The 25817-nt window shown below is 55.5% G+C and carries 25 protein-coding genes; all 25 read right to left on the bottom strand.

Annotated elements, in window-relative coordinates:
• Positions 1–20: 20 nt before the first annotated feature.
• The gene (locus tag CIK87_RS02320; RefSeq protein ID WP_094385106.1) at positions 21–755 is read right to left on the bottom strand and encodes a nucleotidyltransferase family protein; all 735 of its coding nucleotides are present in this window, start codon (positions 753–755) and stop codon (positions 21–23) included.
• A gap of 139 nt (positions 756–894) precedes the next feature.
• Complete coding sequence (gene greA / locus CIK87_RS02315) at positions 895–1359, bottom strand: transcription elongation factor GreA (RefSeq protein WP_094385104.1); 465 nt, start codon at positions 1357–1359, stop codon at positions 895–897.
• A gap of 432 nt (positions 1360–1791) precedes the next feature.
• The gene (locus tag CIK87_RS02305; protein WP_094385100.1) at positions 1792–3330 is read right to left on the bottom strand and encodes a phosphotransferase; all 1539 of its coding nucleotides are present in this window, start codon (positions 3328–3330) and stop codon (positions 1792–1794) included.
• Between the two features lie 366 nt (positions 3331–3696).
• A complete protein-coding gene (locus tag CIK87_RS02300; RefSeq protein ID WP_022311573.1) occupies positions 3697–4668 on the bottom strand; it encodes a F0F1 ATP synthase subunit gamma in 972 nt (323 codons plus the stop codon).
• Between the two features lie 6 nt (positions 4669–4674).
• Positions 4675–6261: a F0F1 ATP synthase subunit alpha gene (atpA, locus tag CIK87_RS02295; RefSeq protein ID WP_094385098.1), complete on the bottom strand. Its 1587-nt coding sequence runs from the start codon at positions 6259–6261 to the stop codon at positions 4675–4677.
• 68 nt (positions 6262–6329) lie between these two features.
• Positions 6330–6863: a F0F1 ATP synthase subunit delta gene (locus CIK87_RS02290; protein ID WP_022311575.1), complete on the bottom strand. Its 534-nt coding sequence runs from the start codon at positions 6861–6863 to the stop codon at positions 6330–6332.
• 7 nt (positions 6864–6870) lie between these two features.
• Positions 6871–7386: a F0F1 ATP synthase subunit B gene (atpF, locus tag CIK87_RS02285; RefSeq protein WP_094385096.1), complete on the bottom strand. Its 516-nt coding sequence runs from the start codon at positions 7384–7386 to the stop codon at positions 6871–6873.
• A 15-nt stretch (positions 7387–7401) separates the two neighbouring features.
• Positions 7402–7641: an ATP synthase F0 subunit C gene (locus CIK87_RS02280; RefSeq protein ID WP_022311577.1), complete on the bottom strand. Its 240-nt coding sequence runs from the start codon at positions 7639–7641 to the stop codon at positions 7402–7404.
• A gap of 74 nt (positions 7642–7715) precedes the next feature.
• Positions 7716–8759: a F0F1 ATP synthase subunit A gene (atpB, locus tag CIK87_RS02275; protein ID WP_094385180.1), complete on the bottom strand. Its 1044-nt coding sequence runs from the start codon at positions 8757–8759 to the stop codon at positions 7716–7718.
• A 21-nt stretch (positions 8760–8780) separates the two neighbouring features.
• Complete coding sequence (locus CIK87_RS02270; RefSeq protein WP_022311579.1) at positions 8781–9206, bottom strand: hypothetical protein; 426 nt, start codon at positions 9204–9206, stop codon at positions 8781–8783.
• Between the two features lie 18 nt (positions 9207–9224).
• Positions 9225–9467: an ATP synthase F1 subunit epsilon gene (atpC, locus tag CIK87_RS02265; RefSeq protein WP_022311580.1), complete on the bottom strand. Its 243-nt coding sequence runs from the start codon at positions 9465–9467 to the stop codon at positions 9225–9227.
• A gap of 25 nt (positions 9468–9492) precedes the next feature.
• Positions 9493–11019, bottom strand: coding sequence for a F0F1 ATP synthase subunit beta (gene atpD / locus CIK87_RS02260; RefSeq protein WP_022311581.1), 1527 nt, complete (start codon positions 11017–11019; stop codon positions 9493–9495).
• Between the two features lie 35 nt (positions 11020–11054).
• The gene (gene pfkA, locus CIK87_RS02255; RefSeq protein WP_022311582.1) at positions 11055–12032 is read right to left on the bottom strand and encodes a 6-phosphofructokinase; all 978 of its coding nucleotides are present in this window, start codon (positions 12030–12032) and stop codon (positions 11055–11057) included.
• Between the two features lie 27 nt (positions 12033–12059).
• Entirely contained in the window at positions 12060–13403 is a 1344-nt protein-coding gene (locus CIK87_RS02250) for an SLC13 family permease (protein ID WP_094385094.1), read from the bottom strand.
• A 160-nt stretch (positions 13404–13563) separates the two neighbouring features.
• Positions 13564–14553 (bottom strand): glycosyltransferase family 2 protein, encoded by a 990-nt coding sequence (locus tag CIK87_RS02245; RefSeq protein WP_094385092.1) that lies wholly within the window; start codon positions 14551–14553, stop codon positions 13564–13566.
• Complete coding sequence (locus CIK87_RS02240; RefSeq protein ID WP_094385090.1) at positions 14553–16016, bottom strand: oligosaccharide flippase family protein; 1464 nt, start codon at positions 16014–16016, stop codon at positions 14553–14555. Before CIK87_RS02240 ends, CIK87_RS02245 begins: the two co-directional genes overlap by 1 nt.
• Positions 16017–16168: 152 nt before the next feature.
• Positions 16169–16390, bottom strand: coding sequence for a hypothetical protein (locus tag CIK87_RS13875; RefSeq protein ID WP_144008074.1), 222 nt, complete (start codon positions 16388–16390; stop codon positions 16169–16171).
• Positions 16391–16529: 139 nt separating this feature from the next.
• Entirely contained in the window at positions 16530–17459 is a 930-nt protein-coding gene (queG, locus tag CIK87_RS02235; RefSeq protein WP_094385088.1) for a tRNA epoxyqueuosine(34) reductase QueG, read from the bottom strand.
• Positions 17437–18048 (bottom strand): polysaccharide deacetylase family protein, encoded by a 612-nt coding sequence (locus CIK87_RS02230; protein ID WP_094385086.1) that lies wholly within the window; start codon positions 18046–18048, stop codon positions 17437–17439. Before CIK87_RS02230 ends, queG begins: the two co-directional genes overlap by 23 nt.
• Positions 18049–18050: 2 nt before the next feature.
• Positions 18051–21383: a protein O-mannosyl-transferase family gene (locus CIK87_RS02225; protein WP_094385083.1), complete on the bottom strand. Its 3333-nt coding sequence runs from the start codon at positions 21381–21383 to the stop codon at positions 18051–18053.
• Positions 21384–21541: 158 nt separating this feature from the next.
• Positions 21542–22243, bottom strand: a complete 702-nt coding sequence (locus CIK87_RS02220; RefSeq protein WP_094385081.1) for a metal ABC transporter ATP-binding protein — start codon at positions 22241–22243, stop codon at positions 21542–21544.
• A 40-nt stretch (positions 22244–22283) separates the two neighbouring features.
• Positions 22284–23057, bottom strand: a complete 774-nt coding sequence (locus CIK87_RS02215; protein WP_254046189.1) for a metal ABC transporter solute-binding protein, Zn/Mn family — start codon at positions 23055–23057, stop codon at positions 22284–22286.
• A gap of 66 nt (positions 23058–23123) precedes the next feature.
• Positions 23124–23558 carry a YqaA family protein gene (locus CIK87_RS02210; protein ID WP_094385079.1) on the bottom strand — a complete coding sequence of 145 codons (435 nt, stop codon included), beginning with the start codon at positions 23556–23558 and terminating at the stop codon, positions 23124–23126.
• Positions 23552–24475 (bottom strand): hypothetical protein, encoded by a 924-nt coding sequence (locus tag CIK87_RS02205; protein ID WP_094385077.1) that lies wholly within the window; start codon positions 24473–24475, stop codon positions 23552–23554. The genes CIK87_RS02210 and CIK87_RS02205 overlap by 7 nt, the downstream gene beginning before the upstream one ends.
• Before the next feature lie 62 nt (positions 24476–24537).
• Positions 24538–25809 carry a phosphoribosylamine--glycine ligase gene (gene purD / locus CIK87_RS02200; RefSeq protein ID WP_094385075.1) on the bottom strand — a complete coding sequence of 424 codons (1272 nt, stop codon included), beginning with the start codon at positions 25807–25809 and terminating at the stop codon, positions 24538–24540.
• Positions 25810–25817 lie beyond the last annotated feature (8 nt).

The following is a 25817-nucleotide window of genomic DNA, read 5'->3' as shown; positions in this document are numbered from 1 at the left end:
GTACTGAATATTATTGTGGTTTATAGTGTCTTAAGAAACTCTTCGGCCTGGGCTATGGTTTCCATCTTGCCCACATCCATCAGCCTGAGGTCGCGCTTCACGTATCCGTGTATGGAGCAACGCTCACAATAGCGCAGATAGAAATCGATGATGCCAAACCTGTCGGGCATCTCGTCGAAATGGGGGAAGAGGTGCGGACTGAAGACATGGATGCCCGAGAAAGCGTAGGGCTCGCAGGCATCGACCTGCAGGTGGGCATAGGGCGAGCGCACCTCGTGGGTGTCTATATTGGTCCACCCCATGAGCCGGCAATCGCGGGCAGCGTCGAAGAGCAGATAGCGCTTGGTCTGCCGGGGGCTTACCAGCAGCGTGGCATCGCCCTGGGCGCTGTCGTAGAAACGGCGCAAGTCGACATTGCTCAGTATGTCTACGTTGTGAATAAGAATGGGGGAAGTGGTGTCGAAGAGAGATGCGGCATGCTTGATGCCACCGCCGGTTTCGAGCAGCTGGCTGCGCTCGTCGCTGATGCGCACGTCGATACCGAAGCCCTGCTGGGCGGCGAGATAGTCTACAATCTGGTCGGCGAAATGGTGCACATTGACGACCACGCGGGTGAACCCGGCCTCCTTGAGCCTCAGGATGACACGCTTGATGAGCGGCTCGCCTCCCACCTCGACCAGCGCCTTGGGCATGGTGTCGGTCAATGGTTTGAGGCGCGTACCCAGTCCGGCGGCAAAAATCATTGCTTGCATCATGGTGCAAAGTTACGCCAAAATCTGGGAAAAGAAGAAGAAAGATAGAATTATTTGCCCCGCCACCACCATTTTTCCGACCGCCGGGCAGGAGCGGCGCAGCGCCGAAGGCTGCATGGTTATCAGCACCAAGCAGCGGCGGCTACAGGGTCACCTCGTCGATACGCAAGGTAATCTTGCCGGCAGGCACGCTCACATCGACCGTGTCGCCGGCCTGGTGGTTGAGCAGGGCTTGGGCGATAGGCGACTTGAGCGAAATTTTGCCTTCTCTCATGTTGGCTTCGTGGGGACTAACGATGGCGTAGGTCATGTGGGCACCGTTGGCCACATTGGTAAGCGTGACCACGCTGAGCAGTCCGATACCCGTGTGGCGGATGGCAGACCGGTCGATGACGCGGGCATTCTCGAGGACGCGACGCTTGAAACGGATGCGGCCGAGCAGACGACCCTGCTCGCGCTTGGCGGCATGATACTCAAAGTTTTCACTCAGGTCGCCCTTGTCGCGCGCCTCAGCGATGGCCTCGCGCACCTCTGGCAGTTTGACAAGTTCGAGTTCGCGCAGTTCGGCTACCAGTTTGTCGTAGCCCTCTTGTGACATATATTCCATTTCTACTACTTTTAGTCCTATTAAAATGGCGAAGAGGCACAAGCGTGTGCCTCCTGCCAACCGAATGCAAAGTTATACAAAATTGGGATATAAAGCAAAGGCGGGGCAGTTTTTTTTCTGCCATGGGGCCGTCACCACGACGCATGGCGCAGCAGGGCAGAGAGGGCTGCCGGCTATAGTCGGCACTGCCCCAGTCTACCCTATCCCGTCGGGCATCTGGCGAAAGTCTGCCGAGGTGGCGTCCATGTATATTGCGTGGTGTGATTTCAGTATTTCACGCCTTGCATTATGGGTTGCAAACCCCGAACTGGATAATTCACGCCCCGAACTCAAGTTGTAGATGAAGGCGGGCAGAAAGGGCATAATCAAAAAACGCCCCGCTGTGGCAGCGAGGCGTATGGGGATAATCGGCAAGGGAGGAGGGAGGGTCGCCTACTTGCGGGCGAGAATCTGGGTGATGCCCTGCTCACGGTGGCAGATGCGCACCTCGATGCCAAACTTGTCGTGCAGATGCTCTGCCAGATGCTGGGCGCTGTAGACGCTGCGGTGCTGGCCTCCGGTGCATCCGAAACTGAACATGAGGTCGGTAAAGCCGCGCTGCAGATAGCGCTCTACATGGGCATCGGCAAGCCGATACACGCTGTCGAGGAAGGTAAGTATCTCGCCGTCGTCCTCGAGAAAACGGATGACGGGCTCGTCGAGGCCTGTAAGTTTCTTGTAAGGCTCATAACGGCCGGGGTTGTGGGTGCTGCGACAGTCGAAGACATATCCGCCGCCATTGCCGCTATCGTCGGCGGGTATGCCCTTGCGATAAGAGAAGCTGAAGACACGCACCACGAGCGGGCCCTTGCCGTCGTACTTGGAGAAGGTGGCGGGGCCGTCCTGCGGGTGGGCTGCGTAGACATTGGTGTCGGCGGTGCGGAAGCCGTCGGCACGGTTGGCTGCCGCCTGCTCTATCCGCGTGAAGGCAGGAAGGAGGGTGAGCCGCTCGAGCATATCCATCATGTAGGGATAGGGGAAGAGGTGGCGCACACGCAGCAGCTCGCGCAGATTGTCGATGGCTGGGGGGATGCTGTCGATGAAGTGGCGCTTGCGCTCAAAATAGCCGCGGAAGCCATAGGCTCCCAGCACCTGGAGGGTGCGGAAGAGCACGAAGAGGGAGAGCCGCTCGGCAAAGTGGCGCACAGACGGCACCTCGGTATACTGGCTCAGCGACTGGTAATACTCATAGACCAGCTCGCGGCGGAGCTTGGCGGGATAGCGCGCCGATGCCTGCCAAAGGAAGGAGGCGAGGTCATAATAGTAGGGACCACGACGGCCACCCTGGTAGTCGATGAAATGAGGATTGCCATCGTCATCGAGCATCACGTTGCGTGCCTGAAAGTCTCGGTAGAGGAAACTCTCGGACGGCTCGGAGGTAAGGTCGCGGGCGAACATACGAAAGCAGGCTTCGAGTTTGAGCTCATGAAAGTCGAGCTCGGTGGCTTTGAGGAAGCAGTACTTGAAGTAATTGAGGTCGAAGAGCACACTCTCTTCATTGAACTCGGGCTGCGGATAGCACACCGACCAATCAAGGCCGCGCGCACCGCGCAACTGGATGTTGGGGAGTTGGCGGATGGTGCGCACAAGGAGCTGGCGCTCGGCCTGGGTGTAGCGTCCGCCAGCCTCGCGACCGCCCCTAAGGGCGTCAAAAAGGGAGGTGGAGCCCAGGTCGGTCTGCAAATAGCGCAGCTCGTCGTCGGCCACAGCCAGGATGGCAGGCACGGGCAGCTGGCGGTTGCAGAAATGGCGGGTAAGGCTGATGAAGGCATGGTTCTCGTCGCGGCTGGTGCCCACAACGCCTATCACCGTGAGCCCGTCGGCATCGGTAAAACGATAGTAGACACGATTGCTGCCGGCGCCAGCCAACTGCTCTACATGGGCGGGATCGGATCCGCGCCACTGGCGGTATAAGGAGATGAGTTGTTGCATACTATATATAATAAGGTGTGACCATACGGGGTGTGGCGATACCGTCGGGAGGCGTAAGGCGCGCTGCGAACCTCATGGCAACACTGGACGGCTCAACAAAATTAACAAAAAAATCAGACACAATGCCCCGGCCATCCGTATATTTTTACCTGGTGCAGGAAAAAAAGGCTAACGGGAAGGCCGGGGCATGCAAAGATGATGGGGAAAGAGGTCTCTCACACCTTATGCGGCATGAGAACTGAGGTTGATGCAAGTTGCTGCATCTCTGCGTTGACAACGGGGCATATCAACCAAAAGCGTGAGACGCTATCCACGGTGGTGGAAGGTCTCACGCTTTATTGTTTGCAGAATATCGGTGGTGGATGGTTAGTTGTTGACCGACCCACCTACGATATCAAGAAGTTCGCTGGTAATGGCAGCCTGTCGGCTCTTGTTGTACTGCAGGCGCAACTGGCGGAGCAGCTCGTCGGCATTGTCGGTAGCCGTCTGCATGGCCACCATGCGGGCGGCATGCTCGGAGGCGATACTGTCGAGCAAGGCGGTATAGACCATCAGATTGAGCAACTTGGGAACCAGCGCCTGGAGAACATACTCCAGATTGGGCTCGACCAGGAAGTTGTCGTTGAGGGGCTTTGCCTCGGTCACTACATGCTGACGCTGCTTGTCGCGCTTACGCAGATACTCCTGCGCCTTGGCTGTGGCCACATTGGAGGTAAGGTCGCGGTCGTTCATCACACCAATCTTCTCGGTAGAGAGGTCGATGGGCAGGAACGTACGGCGTGTAAGAATCTGCGAACCGGCGCTCTTGAAATGGTGATAGACCAATTCGACCTTGTCAATCTCGTGGGCAGCATACTTGCGGGTAAGCTCCTGCGAGATGAGGGCACAGTCGCGGGCGTTGGGCTTGTCGGCAAGAGCCACGAAGTCGCCTGCCGAGGTCCACCCTCTCTTCTGCACGCGCTCAGCCACCTTTCGGCCTATGGGATAGACCACGATATCGGTGATGCCCTGGTCGTGATACTCGGCAACTATCTGCTCCATCACCTTGAGCACGTTGGCATTGAAGCCACCGCAGAGAGAGCTGTTGCTCGAATAGACCACGAGGGCCACGCGCTTCACCTCGTTGTGTCGCTGCTCGAAGAGGCTTGTGGCCTCGGGGGTGGAAACGAGGAACGACTTGAGGATATGCTCCAGAAGGTTTTCGTAGGGAAGCATATTCTGGATGGCAACCTGAGCATGGTGAAGTTTGGACGACGCAACCATCTTCATGGCACTCGTAATCTTACGGGTGCTATTGACACTGGCTATGCGGGTCTTTATCTCTTTCAGTGAAGCCATACGCTATTATGCTTTATACAACGAGGCGACGCCTGCCATCACTTCTTCAATGGTGTGGGTGATGGTATCGTCAATCTTACCTTCGGCAAGGGTATCGATAATATCCTGATGCTGAGAGCGCAGCTGGTCGAGGAACTGGTCCTGACACTGGCGGACACTCTCTACGGGTACGTCGTGGAGCAGACCATGCACACCACAGTAGAGCATAGCCACCTGCTCGCCCACGGGCATCGGTGAATACTGGGGCTGGATGAGCAACTGGTTGTTCTTGCGTCCACGGTCGATGGTCATGGCGGTCACAGCGTCCATATCGCTCGAGAACTTGGAGAATGCCTCGAGCTCACGATACTGCGCCATATCTATCTTCAGCGTACCGGCTACCTTCTTCATACTCTTGATCTGTGCCGAACCACCCACACGGGATACAGAGATACCCACATTGATGGCAGGACGGAAACCCTGGTTGAAGAGGTCGGTCTCGAGATATATCTGTCCGTCGGTGATGGAAATCACGTTGGTAGGAATATATGCCGAAACGTCGCCGGCCTGGGTCTCGATGATAGGCAGGGCGGTAAGTGAACCTCCACCACGCACATGGCCCTTCATACACTCGGGCAGGTCGTTCATCTTCTCGGCAACCTCCTGCTGGTTGTTGATGCGGGCTGCACGCTCGAGCAGTCGAGAGTGCAGATAGAACACATCACCAGGGTAAGCCTCGCGGCCGGAAGGACGGCGGAGGATGAGTGATACCTCACGATAGGCAACGGCCTGCTTGGAGAGGTCGTCATAGACTACCAAAGCCGAATGGCCACGGTCGCGGAAGTACTCGCCGATGGCGGCTCCGGCAAAGGGAGCATAGTACTGCATGGCGGCAGGGTCGGCGGCGGTAGCGCTGACGATGATGGTATAAGGCAACGCGCCATGTTCCTTGAGGTTCTGCACCAATGCGGCTACTGTAGAGGCCTTCTGACCGATGGCTACATAGATGCAATAGACGGGTTTGCCAGCCTCGTAGAAGCTACGCTGGTTGATAATGGTATCGACAGCGATGGCGGTCTTTCCAGTCTGACGGTCGCCGATGATAAGCTCACGCTGGCCACGGCCGATAGGTATCATCGAGTCGACAGCCTTGAGTCCGGTCTGAAGCGGTTCCTTTACAGGCTGGCGGTAGATAACACCGGGAGCCTTGCGGTCAAGCGGCATCTCAAACGACTCGGTGAGATCGATCTCTCCAAGACCGTCAATAGGCTGGCCCAAAGGATTGACTACACGTCCAAGGAAGTTGTCGTTGACACGGATGGATGCAATACGGTGGGTACGCTTGACTGTCTGTCCCTCCTTGATACCGGCGGTAGGACCGAGAAGCACACAACCGACATTGTCTTCCTCGAGGTTCATCACGATAGCCATAGTACCGTTTTCAAACTCAAGCAACTCGTTGGCCTCAGCATTACGCAGACCGTAGATACGGGCCACACCATCACCGACGGTAAGCACGGTGCCTACCTCTTCGAACTGCTGGTTGCTGGTAACCTCGTTGAGTTGGCGGAGCAGAACCTCAGACACCTCACTTGGTTTTATTTTATCTGACATGTTGATTTGTTTTAATGAGCTGTCTGCCGGCATGGACGCCGGGACAGACAACCTGTTAATTTAGATAATTACTTTAACTCTGCGAGAATCTTCCTGAGTCCTGTCTTCACACTGGCATCCATGCGATAGGTGTCATATTCGAGTATGAACCCACCGATGATGTCGGGGTCGACCTCAGTATTGAATTCCACAGTTCCACGAGTCTTGCTTTCCACCATCTGCCGCATCTTGTCCTCGATAGCGGGAGTCACGGCAGTAGCGGTGATAAGCCTGCCACAGGTGATATTCTTCTGCTCACGATAAAGTGTAACATAAGAGGCAGCCATAAACTGCAGAGCGTTGTCGCGGCCCTCTCTCAGCACAAGTTTGAGGAAGCGGCGGGTAAGCTCGGTGGGCTCGGTGCCGGCTGCCGTGACGAGCAGCAGTTCCTTCTTCTCAGGCTGGAGCATGGGGGTGGCAATAGCCGTGCGAAGCTGGGGAACCTCGATATAGCTACGACCAAGGCACATCATGTCCTGGCACACGCTATCCTCGATTTTCAGCGCTGTGGCACTCTTGAGAAGCGCACGGGCATATCTCACAGATATCACTCCTAAATCCATAGCTTTATCAGTTTACTTTATTTTGAGGAATATCGTCCAACAGGCGGTCTATCAGTTCCATCTGTTTGGCATTGTCAGACAATTCTTCACGCAGCAGCTTCTCGGCTATCTTTACAGAGAGCTCGGCGACCTGTGTACGTATGCCGCGCATGGCTCCCTGGCGTTCGCTTTCTATCTGCAGACGAGCCTCAGAGAGTAGACGAGCACCCTCTTCGCGGGCCTGACCCTGAGCCTTCTCGACGATGGCGTCACGGGCAGCACCGGCTTCCTGAAGGATAGTGGCTTGCTTAGCGCGAGCTTCCTGCAGGAGGGCATCGCCTTCTTGTCTGACATTTTCCAGACGCTCGGTGGCCTCGTGGGCCTTGCGCAGGCTGTCGTCGATAAATTGCTTACGGCCTTCGACCGAACCAACTATCGCCGGCAGCGCATACTTGGCAAGGAATACGAGCACCACCAGAAACGCCAGTGCCATCCAGAACAGCAGTCCTAAATCAGGCGTCAGTATTGATGGCAAATTCATTATACTCTGTCCTTTCTATTAGTGGATAAGAAACGCACAGGCTGCAATGGCGAAAAGCGCACAACCCTCTACGAAAGCAGAAGTAAGAATCATGTTGGTCATAATCTTACCTGAAGCCTCGGGCTGACGTGCGATAGCGTCCATAGCCTGACCGCCAATCTTACCGATACCAATTCCTGCACCAATAACTGAAATACCAGCACCAATACCGCAGCCCAGCTGTGCCAGACCCTCGGCCAATAAAGTTGAAATAATCATAGTTGTAATGTTTATTAGTTGTTAATTGTTTTGTTAATATTCTCTTGTTCTATACATTATTATATATTCATGTTCTATTCGGCCTCTTCTTCCTTGTGGGCGAGCCCTATGAAGACAGCGCTCAGCAGAGTGAAGACGTAGGCCTGTACGAAGGCGACCAGAAGCTCCAGACAGTTCATGAAGAGGAGCATCAGGACGCTGAAGATGTTAAGTCCGATACCGAAGCCCACGCCCATTGTCCATCCCAGGAATATCACGCAGGTGAAGCTGAGTATCACGGCGTGACCTGCCATCATGTTGGCGAAGAGACGAATCATCAGGGCAAACGGCTTGGTAAAGACGCCGAAAATCTCGATGATAGGCATCAATGGAATGGCCTTCAGGAAGATTGGCACATTGGGCCACAATATGTCTTTCCAATACTCCTTGTTGCCAAAGAGGTTGATGGCCAGCATCGTGCATACCGCCAGGAAGAGGGTGATATTGATATTGCCTGTCACGTTGACACCGCCGGGGAAGAAGGGCACCAGTCCCACGAGGTTACAGGTCAGGATGAAGAAGAAGGCGCTGAGCAGATATGGCGCAAAGCGCTTGTACTCCTTTTCTCCTATCGACGACTTCACCACATCATCATGTATGGTCATCACGATGAGCTCCATCGCCCCTACAAATCCCTTCGGCGCCTCGCTGAGGGTATCATGACGACGATACCAACGAGCGCAACAGGTGAAAATCACTATCAGGACAACCACGGCTATCCATATCTGCAGCACCACCTTGGTAATGCTCAAATCCAGAGGGCGCTCGGTGGTCCCGTCGGGCATCTTCTCATAAATCTTGCCATGATGGGTGGCATCAAAGAAGAATGGCGCGGGCAGCGAGTGCTCGGTGCCAACAAACCACTCACCCGTGGCGCCGCTTCTGACGATGATGGGCAATGGAATACTGAGCGAACGCCCCTCGTAACTGGCTATGTGCCATTCATACGCATCAGAGAGGTGCTCCAATACGGTCTCGGGGATATCCAGCTTTTCTTCCTTGCACCCCTCATTGGCCATAGTTGCCAGGGGGAGCATGACAAGCGCCAGCAGGAGGATGATTGTTCTAATCTGTTTCATATTCATCATATAAAATGTAATCTACGGTTTCTTTTCCGCATCTGTGTTATGCTTATGCGTAAAGAACAGCGTGTGGTGTAGAACAGCGCTGAGATAGAATGCGGCAAAGATGAGGACAAAGGTGAGCATATCGCCCTTGCCGGTCTTGCCGACGAGGAGGAAGTAGACAAACATCACGACCAGCGCCAGCATGAAGCGGCCACCCGAAATGGCCAGAAACACGGAGGGCAGACTGTCGGGAGCCTCGGTAGCCACCTTGCGCCACGCCGTGACCGCCCCTATCTCGACAAAGAGTGCATAGACGGCACTCACGATGAGAGGCAGCGTCACCGAGGGATAGCTCATGGCGAGTACCAGGGTCAGGAAGAACAATACTGCCATGAGTGTCACTCCCTGGCGTATGTACTTCCAGTAGCGGATGTCTATCTCGTTCTTTTGAGTTTCCATTTGTATTCTATTTCAGTATTATACTTCTACGCACAGACTAATCTCATTCTTCTGAACTTCTACAAAACCGCCCATAATGTTCAGTTGTGCCTTCTCGCCGCCTTTGGGGAGATAGGTCACCACGCCAGACTCAAGCGAAGAGATTAGCGGAGCATGGTCCACCAGTATCTCAAACGCGCCGAGGGTTCCGGGCACGGTAACGCTCTCCACCTCGCCGGTGAAAACCACTTTTTCAGGAGAAATTACCTTAAGTGTCAGCATATAGATACTTGTTATTAATCACATCTTATACATTAGCCGCAGCCAGGAGTTTCTTGGCCTTCTCCTTGGCATCCTCGATAGTTCCCACATTGAGGAACGCCTGCTCGGGCAGGTCATCTACCTCGCCATTAAGGATGGCATTGAAACCCTTGATGGTCTCTTCGATGGGCACCATCACGCCTGGCAGACCGGTAAACTGCTCTGCCACAGCGAAGGGCTGTGAGAGGAAGCGCTGTACACGACGGGCTCGGTTAACGGTGAGCTTGTCTTCGTCGGAAAGCTCGTCCATACCGAGGATGGCGATGATATCCTGCAACTCGTTATAACGCTGAAGCAACTGCTTTACACGCTGTGCGCAGTCATAGTGTTCCTTGCCCACAATCAGCGGGTCGAGGATACGCGAGGTACTGCCCAGCGGGTCAACGGCGGGATAGATACCCAGCTCGGCTATCTTACGCGACAGCTCGGTTGTAGCATCGAGGTGAGAGAAAGTAGTGGCTGGAGCGGGGTCGGTCAAGTCATCGGCAGGCACATAGACGGCCTGTACAGAGGTGATAGAACCGTTCTTGGTCGATGTAATGCGTTCCTGCATCGCACCCATTTCGCTTGCCAGCGTAGGCTGATAGCCCACTGCCGAAGGCATACGGCCCAAGAGAGCCGAAACCTCAGAACCTGCCTGAGTAAAGCGGAAGATGTTGTCGATGAAGAACATGATGTCGGCAGCTTCGCCGTCCTTGCCACCATGGTCGCGGAACTCTTCGGCCACAGTAAGACCCGAGAGTGCCACAGAGGCACGTGCCCCAGGCGGCTCGTTCATCTGTCCATAGACAAGGGTAGCCTGACTCTTTGCCAGCTCTTCCTTGTCAACCAGCGAGAGGTCCCATTTGCCCTCTTCCATGGCCTTGTTGAAGGCTTCTCCATACTTGATTACACCACTTTCGAGCATATCGCGCAGCAGGTCATTACCCTCACGCGTACGCTCTCCCACTCCGGCAAACACAGAGTATCCGTTGTGTCCTTTGGCGATGTTGTTGATAAGCTCCATGATAAGCACTGTCTTACCTACACCGGCACCTCCGAAGAGTCCGATTTTACCACCCTTCATGTAGGGTTCGAGCAGGTCGATAACCTTGATACCGGTAGCCAGCATCTCTTTGTGGGTAGACAGTTCGTCAAACTTCGGAGCCTCGCGGTGTATAGGATAAGCGCCCTGCATATCGAGCTTCTCCATACCGTCGATAGGCTTACCGATAACATTCATCATACGGCCCTTGATCTGATCGCCGGCAGGCATGGTGATAGGACTTCCCGTAGCCACGACATCCAAGCCGCGCTGCAGTCCGTCGGTATTGTCCATAGCCACACAGCGTACAGTATCTTCACCGATATGTTGCTGGACCTCGATGATGAGGTCTTCACCATTGGGGCGTTTCACTGTGAGCGCCTCATAAATCTTTGGGAGCACCTTCTCCGGATCCTCGCCGTGGGTATCGAAGTATACGTCGATAACCGGGCCGATAATCTGCGAGATGCGTCCATTTATCTGTGACATAAGCTGATTGTGTTAATATGTTCTACATTATTATATTATATACTCAATTCGTCGAGCACCTTGATGAGCGACTTGTCGAAAGGCTTGTCAGAGCGGATGGCTTCCGACAGCGGCACATAGACAATCTCATTGTTGCGCACGCCAACCATCACGTTGCGCTGACCCTGCATGATAGCCTGGATGGCGCCCACACCGGTACGCGAAGCGAGGATACGGTCGTGGGCAGAGGGGCGACCGCCACGCTGTAGATGGCCGAGGATGGAAACGCGCACATCATACTGGGGGAACTCGTTGCGCACACGCTCGGCATAGTAGAGGGCGCCACACTTGGGACTCTCAGAGACGATGACGATGCACGAACGCTTTGACTTGCGGATACCACGCTCCATGAACTGTGCCAACTGGTCTACGTCGGTAGAGTCTTCAGGGATGATGGCAGCCTCGGCTCCCGAGGCGATGGCGCTGTTCTGTGCTAGGAAGCCGGCATCGCGTCCCATAACCTCGATGAAGAAGATGCGCTCATGGCTTTGCGCTGTGTCGCGGATGCGGTCCACGCACTCTACGATGGTGTTCATCGTGGTGTCGTAACCTATAGTCGAGTCGGTGCCGTAGAGGTCGTTGTCGATGGTACCGGGCAGACCCACACAGCACACATCGTATGCGCGTGCAAAATCCATAGCGCCGGTGAGCGAACCGTTACCGCCTATCACCACCAGGGCGTCGATGCCCTCTTTCTGCAGGGTCTCATAGGCCTTGGCTTTGCCTTCGGGAGTCATGAATTCCTTGGAGCGGGCAGTTTTGAGTATCGTACCGCCCGACATGATGATACCACTCACGTTCTCGGTAGTGAAGTCAACCACCTCGTCATTGATGAGTCCATCATAACCACGATAGATACCTTTGATATTAAAACCGTTACAGATACCCGAACGGGTTACCGCTCTGATGGCGGCGTTCATTCCGGGGGCGTCGCCTCCGGATGTAAGGATTCCGATTGTTTTAATTTTTGCCATAATCTATATTGTTGTTTCTATTTCGTTCTACATCACTATCATGACCGCCAGACCCAAGGCTGCGCCTACGAAGGCTTTCCAGCCTACATTGGAGATATACCACCCCACCCTGGCGTTCTCGGTCTTGAGGAATGCCACTCCGCTCAGCGACCCCACACAGAGGATGTTGCCCCCCACGGCGGTCGAATAGGCTATCATGCTCCAATAGTCTGAGTTGAGCCCGTTGCTCTTGCCGATGGTGAAGAAGGTAAGTGCCGAGGTGAAGCTGTCGAGCACCGTACTCAGCGCCGCAGCCAGCGTGCCAGCCACCCAGGTGGCTCCCACGTAGTTGTCGAGCTGTGCCACGAGCCAGCCCACGGCTCCCGTCTCCTGCACCACGCCCACTGCCAGCATGATACCCATGATGTAGAGCATCATCTGTATCACTCCATACTGCAGCACACGAGGCACACGACGCTGCATCATCTCGTCAGTGTCAATCAGACGCCTGTTGAAGATTTCATTGACTACCCACAGCACCGCCAGCACGCAGAAGGCGCCGAGAAAAGGGCTCAGTTTGGTGATACGGTGGAAGGTGGGGATAAACCACAGACCGCCGATACCCACAAAGAGCATCAGCAGCCGCTGCCATATATTCAGACGGGTGTCGTCGCCACGATAGGGCATCGTCACCCATTCGGTATCAGTCGTTTCGGGCAGGCTTCTGCCTATCCACCAGGTGGGCAGCAGCCAAGCCGTGAGGCAGGGCAACGCCATCGCCGACGAATAGGCGGTGGGGGTGACGTGGCCCATGTTCCAGAGGAAGAGGCCCGTGGGGTCGCCGATTACGGTGAGTGCTCCGCCACAGTTGGCTGCCAGCACTATGGCCGCGCCGAAATAGAGGCGCATGCGCAACTGGGGCACCACCCTGCGCATCACCGTCAGCATCATCACCGTGGTGGTGAGGTTGTCCAGGTTGGCCGATATGATGAAGGTGGTTATCGACAGTGCCCACAACAGTCGGCGGCTGCGACGGGTCTTCAGCAACTGGGAGACGAAGTCGAAGCAACCATTATTGTGGAGTATCTCTACAATGGTCATCGTGGCCAGCAGAAAGAGCACTATCTCTGCTCCGCGGCCAACGTATTTGAGAAAGACATCCTGGGCGATATACTCCTTGACAACACTGCTTGTGGGAACGGCGCCACTCAAGAAATCGAAATAATCATTAGGGTGCTGACTCATCACGAAGTCGGTGCCGTAGCAGATGTACAATATCCAACCCACCGTTCCTGCAAATACAGCAACAGCAGCCTTATTGACTTTTGTCAGGAGCTCCGTGGCAATTAGCACATAGGCGATTAGCAATATGACAACTATTACGAGTGTCATTTCTCAGATCATTTCCACTGCAAAGATAACCATTTATAATCAAGAAACGCCCTGAGTAGCGGCATTTTTTGGTAGAGGTTAACTTTTTTTTCATTAAGACACACACTTTTTGTGACAAATGGTAAGTTCGCCCCTGTCTCCATGCCCGGCAGAGCCGCTGTCAGAGCCGTCGCAGCCAGCGTTTGAGCGTGAAATAGAGTTCTTCCTGAAGACAGAAGAGACGCCACGAGGGGCGCAGGGGCATATAGCCCAGTTTCCACTTGTTGCGGGGCTCCAGTGTGGTGGTATCGATGGTCTTCCACACGCGCTTCATCTCTGCCCGAGCAGCCCTACGGTCATGGGGAGTCATATGCTGGCGGTGGATGAAATAGAAGCGCCAGCAGTCGACGAGCACCAACCAGCGCTGGTTCTCATAGCGGCGCAGCACGTCGTCGCCTACGGCCAGGTCTATCAGCTGTCGGCGCATGCTCTCGTTGGCGCGCAGATAGTCAAAGTGACGGAGGCCTGCCTTGTGGGTCACCGACGCCTCGTGCTGACGGTAGTAGTAGAGCCCGCCACAGGGTCTCACCTCGCGCGAGATGTAGTAGTGCAGCCGGGTGGTATTGTCGTCGCTATAGGCGCGGCAACTGTCGTCGTAGGGATAGCGGTCGTAGAGGGCGCGGCGCGCCATATAGACTCCGTGGATGGCCCACGACAGACTCTCACTGAAGGCTTCGTAGCCGCTCATCACCTCAAACTGCGGCAGGGGGATGCGCTGCTGATGGTGGTCGTCAAACCACTGCACCACATCAAAGAGTACGCAGTCGGTATGCGCATGGCGGCTGAACACATCGACAGCCTGTCTCAGGGCGTCACGGTCGTACCAGTCGTCGGCATCGAGGAAGCAGATATAGTCGCCCTGCGCCAACTTCAGCGCCTGGTTGCGGGCATAGGCCTGGCCGTGGTTTTCGTCGAGATGCAGGGTGCGGATAGTGTCATAGCGGGCGGCATAGTCAGCCAGCACCTCGGGCGTGGCGTCGGTCGAAGCGTCATCGGCCACTATCACCTCTACCCCATCGAGTGTCTGCGCCATGAGCGAGTCAAGGCACTGGGGCAGAAAGGCGGCGCCGTTGTACACAGCCACGATTACGGAGCATACAGGTCTGACCATCACTGCCGTCCTCCCTGATTGTGGTCCTGACGGTTGCGGCGGCGCAAGAGCCAGAGCGAGACGACAAGACTGGCGAGGGCCAGCGCTATGGCTGCCACCCAGTAGACCCAACCCGTGGCGAGAGTCACCACGGCATAGGCGGCAATGACTGCCGGCAGCTGCATAGCCACACATACAGCCACCCGACCATCGGGACGGTAGCCGTAGCGCCAACGGTTGTAGACCATCAGCAGCACGGTGTCGAGCACAGCACCGATGAACAGCGCCACACCGGTACCGGTGAGCCCCCAGCAGCCAAAGCAGACATACATCAAGGGTAGTATCATCACCACATAGACGCCCTCCATAAACATGAACGACCGCGAATCGCCTCGTCCCAAGGGGATATAGGCGACAGGCAGTTTGACTGCGCGCAGGAAGAGGGCCATCACCGAGAACTGCATCATGCCAATCACGGGCAGGAACTTGCCACTGAAGAGCAGGGGGAGCAGCACGGGCAGGGCGAACATCATCGCCACGAGCAGGGGCGCCATGATGAGCAGCGACACCTCTATCTGGCGGTTCACGCAGCTGTTGAGGGTAGCCCCCGTGCCACCGACGGCAGAGAGGCGGGGATAGTAGTCGGTCTCCATGGCCGAGAACACCATGCCGCCATAGGTCATCGTCATCATGTAGCCTGCATTGTAGAGGCCCACGGTGTTGAGCGAGCCCGCCACATTGAGGAATGAGCGGATGGCAAACTCCATGCCGCTGCCCATCATGCCGGTTACGACAAACGCAAGTCCCAGTTTAAGCATGCCGTTGCCACGACTGAGAAAGCGGCGGCTGAAGGAGAGACGCAGGGGGAAGAGACGGCATGAACGCCAGAGGGTCAGCACAGCCTGTATGAGGGCTGCAAGGAAGAGCGAGGGCACGATGGCGGTCTCGCCATAGAGGTAATAGAGGGGGATGGTGACCACCAGCACGGCAAAGACATTGTAGACCGAGATGCGAGCCAACGAGCCCAACTGTCTGACGGCCTTGAGCACTGCCATCTCGCCTCCGGTGAGTGCCATGAGTGCCACCGTGGGCGAGAGCAGCAGGTAGTGGAGGGTGTGGGCGCCCCAGTTGAAGGAGAAACTGTCGATAAACGGAGCTGCCATCACGCACACGAGCATACCCAGCAGCGCCACCATCACGCTCCAGGAGCGTATCAGGCACACGCTCTCTTCCAACCTGCATCGGTCGGTGCTCTCATAAGCCTCGGCGATGGTCTTCACACCGCTCGTGGGCACACCCATGTTGGTAGAGTCGCCCACCAGCTTGAGGGTGGAGTTGAAGAGGGCGATAAGGCCCATGCCCCCAGGGCCGAGGATTACCGCCACGAGCTTGTTGCGTATCATCGCCACCAGGATATTGAGTCCCTGGATGGTGCCAAACACGCTGGTGTATTTGAGGATATGCTTGTAGGATGTATGTTCCATATATCTGTCGGGAGCAGCCATGCCCGCCCCATTTCTCCACGGGCTCTTGGCCTGGCTGTGCGGGGCGCAAAGGGCGCAGGCTGAGCCTCGAGGCGGCTGACTTGTTTGTACTTGTATGACTATATCATATAAACGCAGAATATGCCGATTTATTATGAAGACGTCGTACTTAATGTGGGCACCAAGGCATCGCTGCGGCGAGAGTGAGCCACGACAGACGCCCATCGCGCCACTCTGCCCACCCCGTCAGGGGTTGCCCTCTGGCTGGTGCTCACCGTCACCATCATGCGGTCGATGACGGCATAAAACCAGGAGATGGCGAAAATCCTGATTTCGTGGTTTGATTTCAGTATTTCACACTCTGATTTGCACATTGCAAAGTTTGATTTTACCATTTCACGCTTCGCATCCAACTTTTATGCCATCTCGGCGCAGATGGGCACGGGCGCCATCGGGACGGCGCCAGACAGGAGGATATCAGGCATGAACGGGGAGACAGGGTTGATAACGAGGTCAGTCGTCGGCAGAGGCTGCGGCGATATTGCGGATGATGCCGGCATACTTGGCGCGCTTCACGGCGCTGCCCTTGAAGAGCCGGCGATAGTCGTCTTCGGTCAGCTGCTGCCAGTCTGCGGTGGTCATCGCCATCAACTCTTGTGAGGGCTGGAACTCGGGCACATCAGTGGGCTGCGCGAAACGGTTCCAGGGGCAGGCTTGCTGGCAGCGGTCGCAGCCATAGAAGCAGTTGCCGAGCGCACGGGATGCCTCGTCGGAGAGGGGACCACGGTTTTCGATGGTCTGATAACTGAGACAGCGACAAGCGTCCATCGTGGACTCGCCGTCGTCGTCGAGATGGATGGCGTGGGTAGGACAAGCCTGCAGACAACGGTCGCAGGTGCCACAACGTGAGGCCATGGGCTCGTCGTAGTCGAGGGGAATGTCGAGGAATATCTCTCCGAGGAAGAACTGGCTGCCGGCGTGGGGGATGATGAGCTGTTGGTTGCGGCCTATCCACCCTATCCCACTCTGCTGCGCCCAATACTGCTCGAGCACAGGGGCTGTGTCGACAAAGCACCGGTAGCCCCCGGTGATGCCAAGACGGGCTACGAGGAGCTGCATGCGCTGGCGCATCACGTCGTGATAGTCTTTGCCAAGCGCGTAGGCAGCCAGATGAAGCTCGTCGCGAGGCACCTCGACAGCGGGGGCATAGGGCAGCGCCAGACTCACAATGCTCTGCACGCCAGGGACAAGCAGCCGTGGGTCGAGGCGCAGGTCGACATGACGGTACATATACTCCATATCGGCGAAAGTGCGACTGCTCACGCGGCGAAGGAAGCGGCGGGCGTAGCCATCGTCGACGGGGCGCGCCTGGGCTATGCCACAAGCAAAAAAGCCGAGACTGCGGGCCTCGGCTTTTAACTTATTTGAAAACTCGGAATTCATATCCTTGTTCTTTTAGCCATCTCAGAGCTTCGGGCAAGGCATAATGCAACTTGTCGATGCTCTTGAGCGAATCGTGAAAGGTAATGATAGACCCGTTGCGGGTATATCGCTTGACATTGTTGAGCACGTCCTCGGCTGTTATCCACTTGGAATAGTCGCGGGTGACGACATCCCACATGATGATGCGATACTTGCGGTTTACCCACCAATAGACCGTGGGCCGCATCCAGCCGTGGGGCGGTCTGAAGAGATGGGCGTGGATGAGCTCGTTGGCCTTGATGACATTGAGGGCATAGGTAATGCTCATGTGCTTGAACGAACCCAGGTGGTTGAAGGTGTGGTTGCCCACCTGGTGGCCCTCCTCGACGATGCGGTTGTACAGGTCATGGTGTCGCAACACGTTCTCGCCCACCATAAAGAAGGTGGCGCGCACTCCGAACTCCCTCAGCGTGTCGAGAATAAAGGGTGTGGTCTCGGGGAGAGGGCCGTCGTCGAACGTGAGATAGACGGCCTTCTCGTGAGAGTTCATTCTCCACACGGCTTTAGGGTAAAGCCAGCGTAGAAACGTAGAGGGTTGCTCGATAAACATGACTATCCTTCGGCATTAGGGTCAACACCACCACGGTTGCGGTAGATGGTGTAGAGCACGTTGAGCTGACGGAGCTGCTCCTTGGCGAGCTTACTGTCCACGAGTTCGGTCACATCGACTATCTGCTGCATGATATAGAGCTGGGTGAGACACTCGTTGTAGTACTGGTGGAAATTGGCGTCGTTGAGGGTAACATACCACGACATGTACTGGGTGGCGTCGCGCCAGAGGTCGTTGATAATCTTCTTGGCCTTCGCCTTGGCACCGAGGAGGGCATACGCCCTGGCGATGTCGCCGCCTCCGCCGATATAGCGCAGGGGCAGGTTGTAGGTGGGAAGACACTTCTCGGCCTTGGCAAGCACCTTGGCTGCCTTGTCGGTCTTGCCCTCGGTGATAAGCTTGAGCGCAAGGGTTGCCATAAGCTGTCGATGGGTGTAGCACATGCGGCGAACTGTCTCGTCGAGATAGATGCCGGGCTTCTCGAGACCGCCAAACTTGTAGCGGTTCATTACATTATTATATGTAGTCTCGGTGTCGAAGTTGTTGCCGTCCTTGGTGGTGAATGGAGAGATACGGTAAGCCAAGCCCTCCTGGATGAAGTTGTCGCCAAGGTTCATGTAGTTGTCTTCGCCCACGGTCATGGCGACATAGATAGGACGTGTCCACTGGCTGTTGGCCACCATCTCGAGCATCATGAGGTCGTTCTTGTAGAGCGCGCGCTTGCCCTTGAGCGAGATGACCATCCGGTCGGGGATAGAGTCAGAGACCATCATCATGCCGCTACGGCGCACGGCGTCCTTGTCGATGGTGACATAGACGGTGTCGGTGGGGATGACGTGGGTGGTGGGGTCGTTGCTCAGAACCCAATGCTGCATGATGTTCTTCAGTTCGAAGGGGTTCTCGCCGAAGGTCTTGACTGCCTCTTCCTTGTCCTGCTCATAGAACTTAAGCACCTGCTCCTTGAGCTCGGGACGCACTTCGACATAGTCGTTGGTACCGATACAGTACTGGAGACGGTTCCAGGTGATGGGGAGTGAAGGAGAGGTGTAGGCGGGACGGCGCATCTGGTCGATATACCAGTCGGTAGCAAGATAACTGAGGTTGCAGACGCGCGCATCGGTACGCACGCCCTCTACATCCTGATTGTACCAGAGTGGGAAGGTATCGTTGTCACCATTGGTAAAGATGATGGGGTTGCCCTTGTCCTGCAGGGTGTTGAGGTAGTTCTGTCCGAAGTCGCGGCAGGTGTATCGGCCACTGCGGTCGTGGTCGTCCCAGGTCTGGCTGGCCATCTGCACGGGGATGAGCAGACACACGGCACCTACAACGCTGCTGATGATGACGCTCTCCTTCTTGAAGCGGCGCGCAATCATGTCGATGATGGCAGCGACGCCCATACCACACCAGATGGCGAAGGCATAGAACGAGCCGGCATAAGCATAGTCGCGCTCTCGGGGCTGTCCGGGAGTCTGGTTGAGATAGATGACGATGGCGAGACCGGTCATGAAGAACAGGAATGCCACTACCCAGAACTGGCGCTCGCCCCGGCGTCCGCGGAAGAGCTGCCAGAAGAGTCCGATGATACCGATAAGGAGGGGCAGACAGTAGAATACGTTGTGCCCCTTATTGTTCTTCAGGTCGTCGGGCAGGTTGTCCTGATTGCCGAGACGCCAGTTGTCAAACCATTTGAAACCAGTAATCCAGTTACCCTTCTCCAGAGCGCCGTGGCCCTGAATATCGTTCTGACGACCGGCAAAGTTCCACATGAAATAACGCCAATACATGAAGTTGCACTGGTAAGAAAAGAAGAACTTGAGGTTATCCCACTGCGAGGGGACCTTAACCTGCACGGGTTGGCCACAGCGGTCGTAGTTGACGATATCGCCCTGAACGCCACCCATCCAGTCTTCATACTCCTGGGCATGGGCACGGTCGTGCATACGTGGGAAAACCATATTCTGGGCATAGACATAGCGGTCTTTGGTATTGACAATGAAGTAAGAGTCCTTCTCGTCTTCACTGCTCTTCTCCTTACGGCTGTAGATGGGCGCGCCCGTCTTCATACGAGGCACACACATGCCGTCTTTCTCATCGAGGGCCACCTCAGAGGTGTAAGCCTGGCCGTAGAGCAGCGGGCTGTCGCCATACTGGTCGCGGCTGAGATAGCTGCCGAGGGTGAAGATGTCCTCGGGAGAGTTCTGGTCCATAGGAGGATTGGCTGCCGAGCGGATGACGATGAGCGCGTAGCTCGAGTAGCCTATCATGAGCATCAGCATGCAGAGCAGCGCGGTGTTCTTGATACGCGATGACACGAGATGCACGGCCTTGCCGGCACTGCCCTTACGCTTGTAGTTGAGCACAAACCACAGGATGGCGAGCACGATGGCTCCGGTCACGGCTGCCTTGATGCCGAAACCGTAGAAGGGGATGCCCAACAATGCCACAGAGAGCAGGAATGCCACATTCTGGAGCTTGGGGTGACGGTTGGTATAGGTCTCGTAGATGGCCCATATCACGGTGCCCACAAGGAGTATCAGATAGATAATCTCGCCGGTATTGAACGGACAGCCAAGCACGTTGACAAACAGCAACTCAAACCATCCGCCCACGGTGATGATGCCAGGCACGACACCGTAAAGCACTGCTGCCACCAGGACAAACGAGATGGCGAGGGCAATAAGCGAACCCTTGAGCTCGACATTGGGGAACTTGCGGTAGGTGAACACCAGCACGATGGCGGGAATACACAGCAGGTTGAGCAGGTGTACGCCGATGCTCAAGCCGGTCATATAGGTTATCAGTACAAGCCAACGGTCGGAGTGGGGCTCATCGGCGTGGTCTTCCCACTTGAGGATAAGCCAGAACACAATGGCGGTGAAGGCGGAAGAATAAGCGTAGACCTCGCCCTCGACTGCAGAGAACCAGAAGGTATCACTGAAGGTATAGATAAGCGCACCTACCAGACCAGATGCCTCGATGGCTATCATGCGGCTGGTGGTCATATTGCTCCAGTCCTTGATTATCAGCCTGCGCGTAAGGTGGGTGATACTCCAGAAAAGGAAGAGAATAGTGGTGGCGCTGAGCAGCGCACTCATGGTGTTGACCATGCGGGCCACCATAGACGGGTCGCTTACAAACTGGGTGAAGAGGTTGGCGGTGAGCATGAAGAATGGTGCCCCAGGTGGATGGCCTATCTCCATCTTGTAGCCGGTGGTGATAAACTCCGGACAGTCCCAGAACGAGGCAGTCGGCTCAATGGTAGAACAATAGACTACAGCTGCCACAAGGAATGTAAACCAGCCGAGAATGTTGTCCACAATTTTGTACTGTTTCATTGTTATTATGTAATTATTAATAATTTCGGGCCTATATATACTTGCAAAGTTACTGCTTTTCGTGCAAGAAAGTGCAGTAATGATAAAGAAAATGAAAAGGATGTGTTCTTTTTAATCAGTTTTTACATTTCCGCGTGACAGACATGGTCACAGATAGGTCAAATATTGAGGAAATGCTCTTCGATTCTCTCATGGGGCATCGAAACGGTATCGTGGTAGTGGAGAGTGTGGTTGACACACGCCACATGGCGGGCATTGTCAATCACGGTGGCAATGTCGTGGCTCACGATGACGATGGCGCAGGAGCTGTTGAGTTCGGCAAGGGTCTGGTACATCTGCTCCTGAAAGCGCTTGTCGATGTAGGTGTTGGGCTCGTCAAGGATAAGCACCTCGGGGTTGGAGACGACAGCACGCGCAAGCAACACGCGCTGAAGCTGGCCACCAGAGAGCTGGCCTACATGATGACTGGCCAAGTCGCCGAGTTCAAGGCGGGAGAGGGTGTCGTCAATCTGGCGACGCTGATGGGCATCGAGGCGTCGCTGCCACCAATGGTGGGTCTTCAGACCAGAGGCTACAATGTCGTAGACGGAAATGGGGAAATGACGGTCTATCTGACTGTACTGGGGGAGATAGCCTATGCCGAGGTGGTCGACAGCCTCGCCGTCGCGGAAGAAAGTCACGCGTCCGGCATCGGGTTTCTTGAGTCCGAGGATGACACGCATGAGCGTGGTCTTGCCGCCGCCGTTGGGACCGATGACAGCCAGATAGTCGTGAGGGTAAATCTGGAGAGAGACATGCTCCAATACAGACTTGCCGTCATAACTGGCGCTGATGTTGTCGAGGGTGATAATGGGACTCATGGTTGTGGATGTGATAGCTGTGGATGATTGGGGCGAGCGGCTACTTCAACCGCTTGGCGGTGAGGAGCATCTCGTCTTCCCAGTTATAACTGAGGGGATTGATGGTGATGACCGTAGCGCCGGTCTCACGGGCTACGATGCGCGTATTGCGGTTGGCAAACTCCTTCTGGAGAAAGAGGCACTTCACCTGGTTGTCCTTGGCTACCTTGATGGTGGCCATCAACTGCGACACAGAGGGTTCGCGTCCTTCCTCTTCAATGGGTATCTGGCGCAGACGGTAGTCTCGGGCGAAATAAGTGAGTGATGGGTGGTAGACAAGGAAGGCTGTGGACTTGTCGCGGGTAATCTGCTCGCGGATATGGGTATCGAGGATGTTGATACGGCTGACGAGGTTCTCAAGGTTGGCCTTGAAGTAGAGGCTGTCCTTGGTGTCTACCGCCGCGAGGGCACGGTAGATGTTGCGGGCGATGATCACAGCGTTCTGGGTGCTCATCCAGGTGTGAGGGTCGGGATGTCCGTGCATGGTCGTGGCCATCTCTATCCCCTGGGAAGAGTCGATGACGATGGTATGGGGCGCGTTCTTCTCAAGTTTCTTCATCCAGGCACGCTCAAAGCCTATCTGCCCTACCTTAATATACATGTCGCTCTTGGAGAGGTCTATCATCTGGCGCGCGGTGGGCTCGTAGGTCTCGGGGTTGCTGCCCTTGGGCACCATCGACTTGACGACAAACCTGTCGCCGGCTATCTGCTCGGTGAAATAGCGCAAAGGCTCGATACTGACAATGATGGAGCGCGTGTCTTCAGCACTTTTCATGCTGCAAGAACCCAATAGCACTACGCCCGCAAGGAATAAAAGAGATGTAGGGATTCGCATAATATGTCATATTACTAATGAAGCGCCTGCGGCAAGGGCTATGTAGCGTATCAACTTGCCCAGGGTGATGCTGGTAAATGTAATGCAGAGATTGGCCTTCATCAATCCCAATGCCACGCTGATGGCGCTGCCCAATACAGGCAGAAACGAGAAGACGCCAAGCCATGCGCCGTGGCCGGAAAGGAACCTCTGCGCCCGTTCCACCTTCTCCTTCTTGATGTGGAGGTACTTCTCTATCCACTCCATCTTACCCATACGGCCTACGCCGTAATTGAACATGGAGCCAGCTACATTGCCTATCGTGGCATAGATAATCAGATAGACCGGATTAAGGCCTGCCGCCAGCAAGCCCAACATGATGGCTTCACTGGAGAAGGGGAAGACACTTCCAGCAAGGAACGAGGACAGCAGCATGCCCCAATAGCCGAAATCTATCAACATAATACTAAGTTGCAAAGGATTAACGCCACACTGGCGGCGGCGATGACAAGGAAAGTGACATTACTGGTTTTGGTGTGGCTGAGCGCCAGGAAATGGGCAATCAGCGGCGAGGTGTTGACGATGAGCAACGGGAGCAGCGCAGCATAGCTCTGGGGCTGCAGGACGATAAACACACTCAGCACAATCTGCATGATAACCAGGAACTCATAAATCATACGGGTGCTGATGCGGTCATTGTAACTCGTATGGAGATAATGACACATTCCCAGCACACCCATCAGCAGCACAAAGATGATGGTCAGGGTGACCATGAGCGGGAGGGAGGCGAAGTCGGCCAACGCGTCGACGCTCGCAATCGTCAGCAGATAGTCTGTATGCTCTGTCAATCTGTGGGTATAGACCAGATAGCAACCCACAAGCCAATAAGGGAGCGTCAGACCCATGAGTGACGCCAACAGGGTGCGACTGCTGAAAGCCAGCATCTTGGTGGCGAGCAATATCCATAGCACCGGCAACAGCCAGAGCACACGCATCCATATCATGGAGACCACTCCCAGACAGACAAAGGCATAGAAGACAATGCCCGTGGCCTGCTTGTCCTGATAGGAATGGAAAAGGAGCGTATAGAAAATGGCGAACCCCAAAGCCGCGACGCCACTCTGGATGTGGGGGAACAGGAAGAGCGACGTCATGCTGAACACGAGAAACGCACAGGAAACCATACGGCTATAGATGCGTATGAGGGCGTGATGGTTGTTCATCAGCACCATGAGGTAGGTGGCGAGTATGAGCATGCCGAACTCCGCCCACAGATTGTGGGTAAAGAGCCCGGCAGCCAGGTATACCGCCACGGCTACCACTGCCACGAAGGGCAGCGCATATCTGCTTTCGGCTAATCTGTTCTGTATCCGTTTCATTCGTTACTCTTGTCTGCTCCCTGCCGCAGGTCACGGCAGAGAGCCTGGGGGTTATGCTTGTGTCACTTGAGGTCCTGACCGATGTCGCTTCTGAAGTACTTGTCCTTGAACTGTATCTTCTGGGCTTCACCGAAACTCTTGCGGAGGGCTTCTTCACGGTCTTTGCCGTACGACGAGACAGCTATCACGCGGCCACCGGCAGTGACCACTTCGCCGTCTTTGACTGCCGTACCGCTATGGAAGACGATGCTGCCCTCCACGCTGTCGATACCGCTAATGGGATAACCTTTCTCGTAGTGCTCGGGGTATCCGCCGCTGACGAGCATGATGCATACGGCTGCGCGAGGATCAAACTCTATCTTGCGATCAGCCAGATTGCCCTCGGCAACACCCTCAAAGAGGTCCACGATGTCGCTCTTCAGCCTCAGCATGACGCTCTCGGTCTCGGGGTCACCCATACGGCAGTTGTATTCTATCACCATAGGCTCGCCATCGACATTGATGAGTCCGAAGAAGATGAAGCCTTTGTAGTCGATACCTTCCTCGGCGAGGCCATCGACTGTAGGACGGATGATGCGGTCTTCCACCTTCTTCATCCATGCCTCGGTGGCAAAGGGAACGGGCGTAACACTGCCCATACCGCCAGTATTCAGACCGGTATCGCCCTCGCCGATACGCTTGTAGTCCTTGGCCTCGGGCAGGACCTTATAGTTCTTGCCGTCGGTAAGCACAAACACAGAGCACTCGATACCGCTGAGGAATTCTTCGATGACCACACGCGCAGAGGCATTACCGAACATACCGCCGAGCATCTCGCGCAGCTCTTTCTTGGCTTCGTCGAGCGTGGGGAGGATGAGCACACCCTTGCCGGCACAAAGTCCGTCGGCCTTGAGCACGTAGGGAGCCTTGAGGGTTTCGAGAAACTTCAAGCCTTCATCAAGGGTGGTACCGTCGAAGGTCTCGTAGCGTGCCGTGGGGATATTGTGGCGCTTCATAAACTGCTTGGCAAAGTCCTTGCTGCCCTCGAGCACGGCACCGGCCTTGGAGGGACCTATCACGGGCACACCGGCAGTACGCTCGTCGGCCTTGAAGTCGTCGTAGATGCCCTTGACCAGCGGGTCTTCGGGGCCTACCACAACCATATCCACACCGTTGTCGGCGACAAACTGCTTGAGCGACTCAAAATCATCGGCCTTGATAGCCACATTCTGCCCCACACCGGCCGTACCGGCGTTTCCGGGAGCGATAAAGAGGTTCTCCACTTTCTCGCTTTGAGCGATTTTCCAGGCCAAGGCGTGTTCGCGGCCGCCGCTTCCTAACAATAATATCTTCATGACTGTAT

It is taken from the genome of Prevotella sp. P5-64 (assembly GCF_002251285.1).
GTDB lineage: Bacteria > Bacteroidota > Bacteroidia > Bacteroidales > Bacteroidaceae > Prevotella.
Note: the sequence above shows the minus strand (reverse complement) of the source record. Positions and strands in the feature narration are given on the sequence as shown.

Coding starts and splice junctions, on each gene's coding strand:
- CIK87_RS02205 (WP_094385077.1), bottom strand. CDS start 24,475: ATGAAACGGATACAGAACAGATTAGCCGAAAGCAGATATGCGCTGCCC.
- atpA (WP_094385098.1), bottom strand. CDS start 6,261: ATGTCAGATAAAATAAAACCAAGTGAGGTGTCTGAGGTTCTGCTCCGC.
- CIK87_RS02220 (WP_094385081.1), bottom strand. CDS start 22,243: ATGAGTCCCATTATCACCCTCGACAACATCAGCGCCAGTTATGACGGC.
- atpD (WP_022311581.1), bottom strand. CDS start 11,019: ATGTCACAGATAAATGGACGCATCTCGCAGATTATCGGCCCGGTTATC.
- CIK87_RS02280 (WP_022311577.1), bottom strand. CDS start 7,641: ATGATTATTTCAACTTTATTGGCCGAGGGTCTGGCACAGCTGGGCTGC.
- CIK87_RS02240 (WP_094385090.1), bottom strand. CDS start 16,016: ATGGAACATACATCCTACAAGCATATCCTCAAATACACCAGCGTGTTT.
- CIK87_RS02305 (WP_094385100.1), bottom strand. CDS start 3,330: ATGCAACAACTCATCTCCTTATACCGCCAGTGGCGCGGATCCGATCCC.
- CIK87_RS02250 (WP_094385094.1), bottom strand. CDS start 13,403: ATGACACTCGTAATAGTTGTCATATTGCTAATCGCCTATGTGCTAATT.
- CIK87_RS02290 (WP_022311575.1), bottom strand. CDS start 6,863: ATGGATTTAGGAGTGATATCTGTGAGATATGCCCGTGCGCTTCTCAAG.
- CIK87_RS02320 (WP_094385106.1), bottom strand. CDS start 755: ATGATGCAAGCAATGATTTTTGCCGCCGGACTGGGTACGCGCCTCAAA.
- CIK87_RS02270 (WP_022311579.1), bottom strand. CDS start 9,206: ATGGAAACTCAAAAGAACGAGATAGACATCCGCTACTGGAAGTACATA.
- atpC (WP_022311580.1), bottom strand. CDS start 9,467: ATGCTGACACTTAAGGTAATTTCTCCTGAAAAAGTGGTTTTCACCGGC.
- CIK87_RS02210 (WP_094385079.1), bottom strand. CDS start 23,558: ATGTTGATAGATTTCGGCTATTGGGGCATGCTGCTGTCCTCGTTCCTT.
- atpB (WP_094385180.1), bottom strand. CDS start 8,759: ATGAAACAGATTAGAACAATCATCCTCCTGCTGGCGCTTGTCATGCTC.
- CIK87_RS02245 (WP_094385092.1), bottom strand. CDS start 14,553: ATGGTCAGACCTGTATGCTCCGTAATCGTGGCTGTGTACAACGGCGCC.
- CIK87_RS02215 (WP_254046189.1), bottom strand. CDS start 23,057: ATGAAAAGTGCTGAAGACACGCGCTCCATCATTGTCAGTATCGAGCCT.
- CIK87_RS02300 (WP_022311573.1), bottom strand. CDS start 4,668: ATGGCTTCACTGAAAGAGATAAAGACCCGCATAGCCAGTGTCAATAGC.
- greA (WP_094385104.1), bottom strand. CDS start 1,359: ATGGAATATATGTCACAAGAGGGCTACGACAAACTGGTAGCCGAACTG.
- queG (WP_094385088.1), bottom strand. CDS start 17,459: ATGAATTCCGAGTTTTCAAATAAGTTAAAAGCCGAGGCCCGCAGTCTC.
- purD (WP_094385075.1), bottom strand. CDS start 25,809: ATGAAGATATTATTGTTAGGAAGCGGCGGCCGCGAACACGCCTTGGCC.
- pfkA (WP_022311582.1), bottom strand. CDS start 12,032: ATGGCAAAAATTAAAACAATCGGAATCCTTACATCCGGAGGCGACGCC.
- CIK87_RS13875 (WP_144008074.1), bottom strand. CDS start 16,390: ATGTGCAAATCAGAGTGTGAAATACTGAAATCAAACCACGAAATCAGG.
- CIK87_RS02225 (WP_094385083.1), bottom strand. CDS start 21,383: ATGAAACAGTACAAAATTGTGGACAACATTCTCGGCTGGTTTACATTC.
- CIK87_RS02230 (WP_094385086.1), bottom strand. CDS start 18,048: ATGTTTATCGAGCAACCCTCTACGTTTCTACGCTGGCTTTACCCTAAA.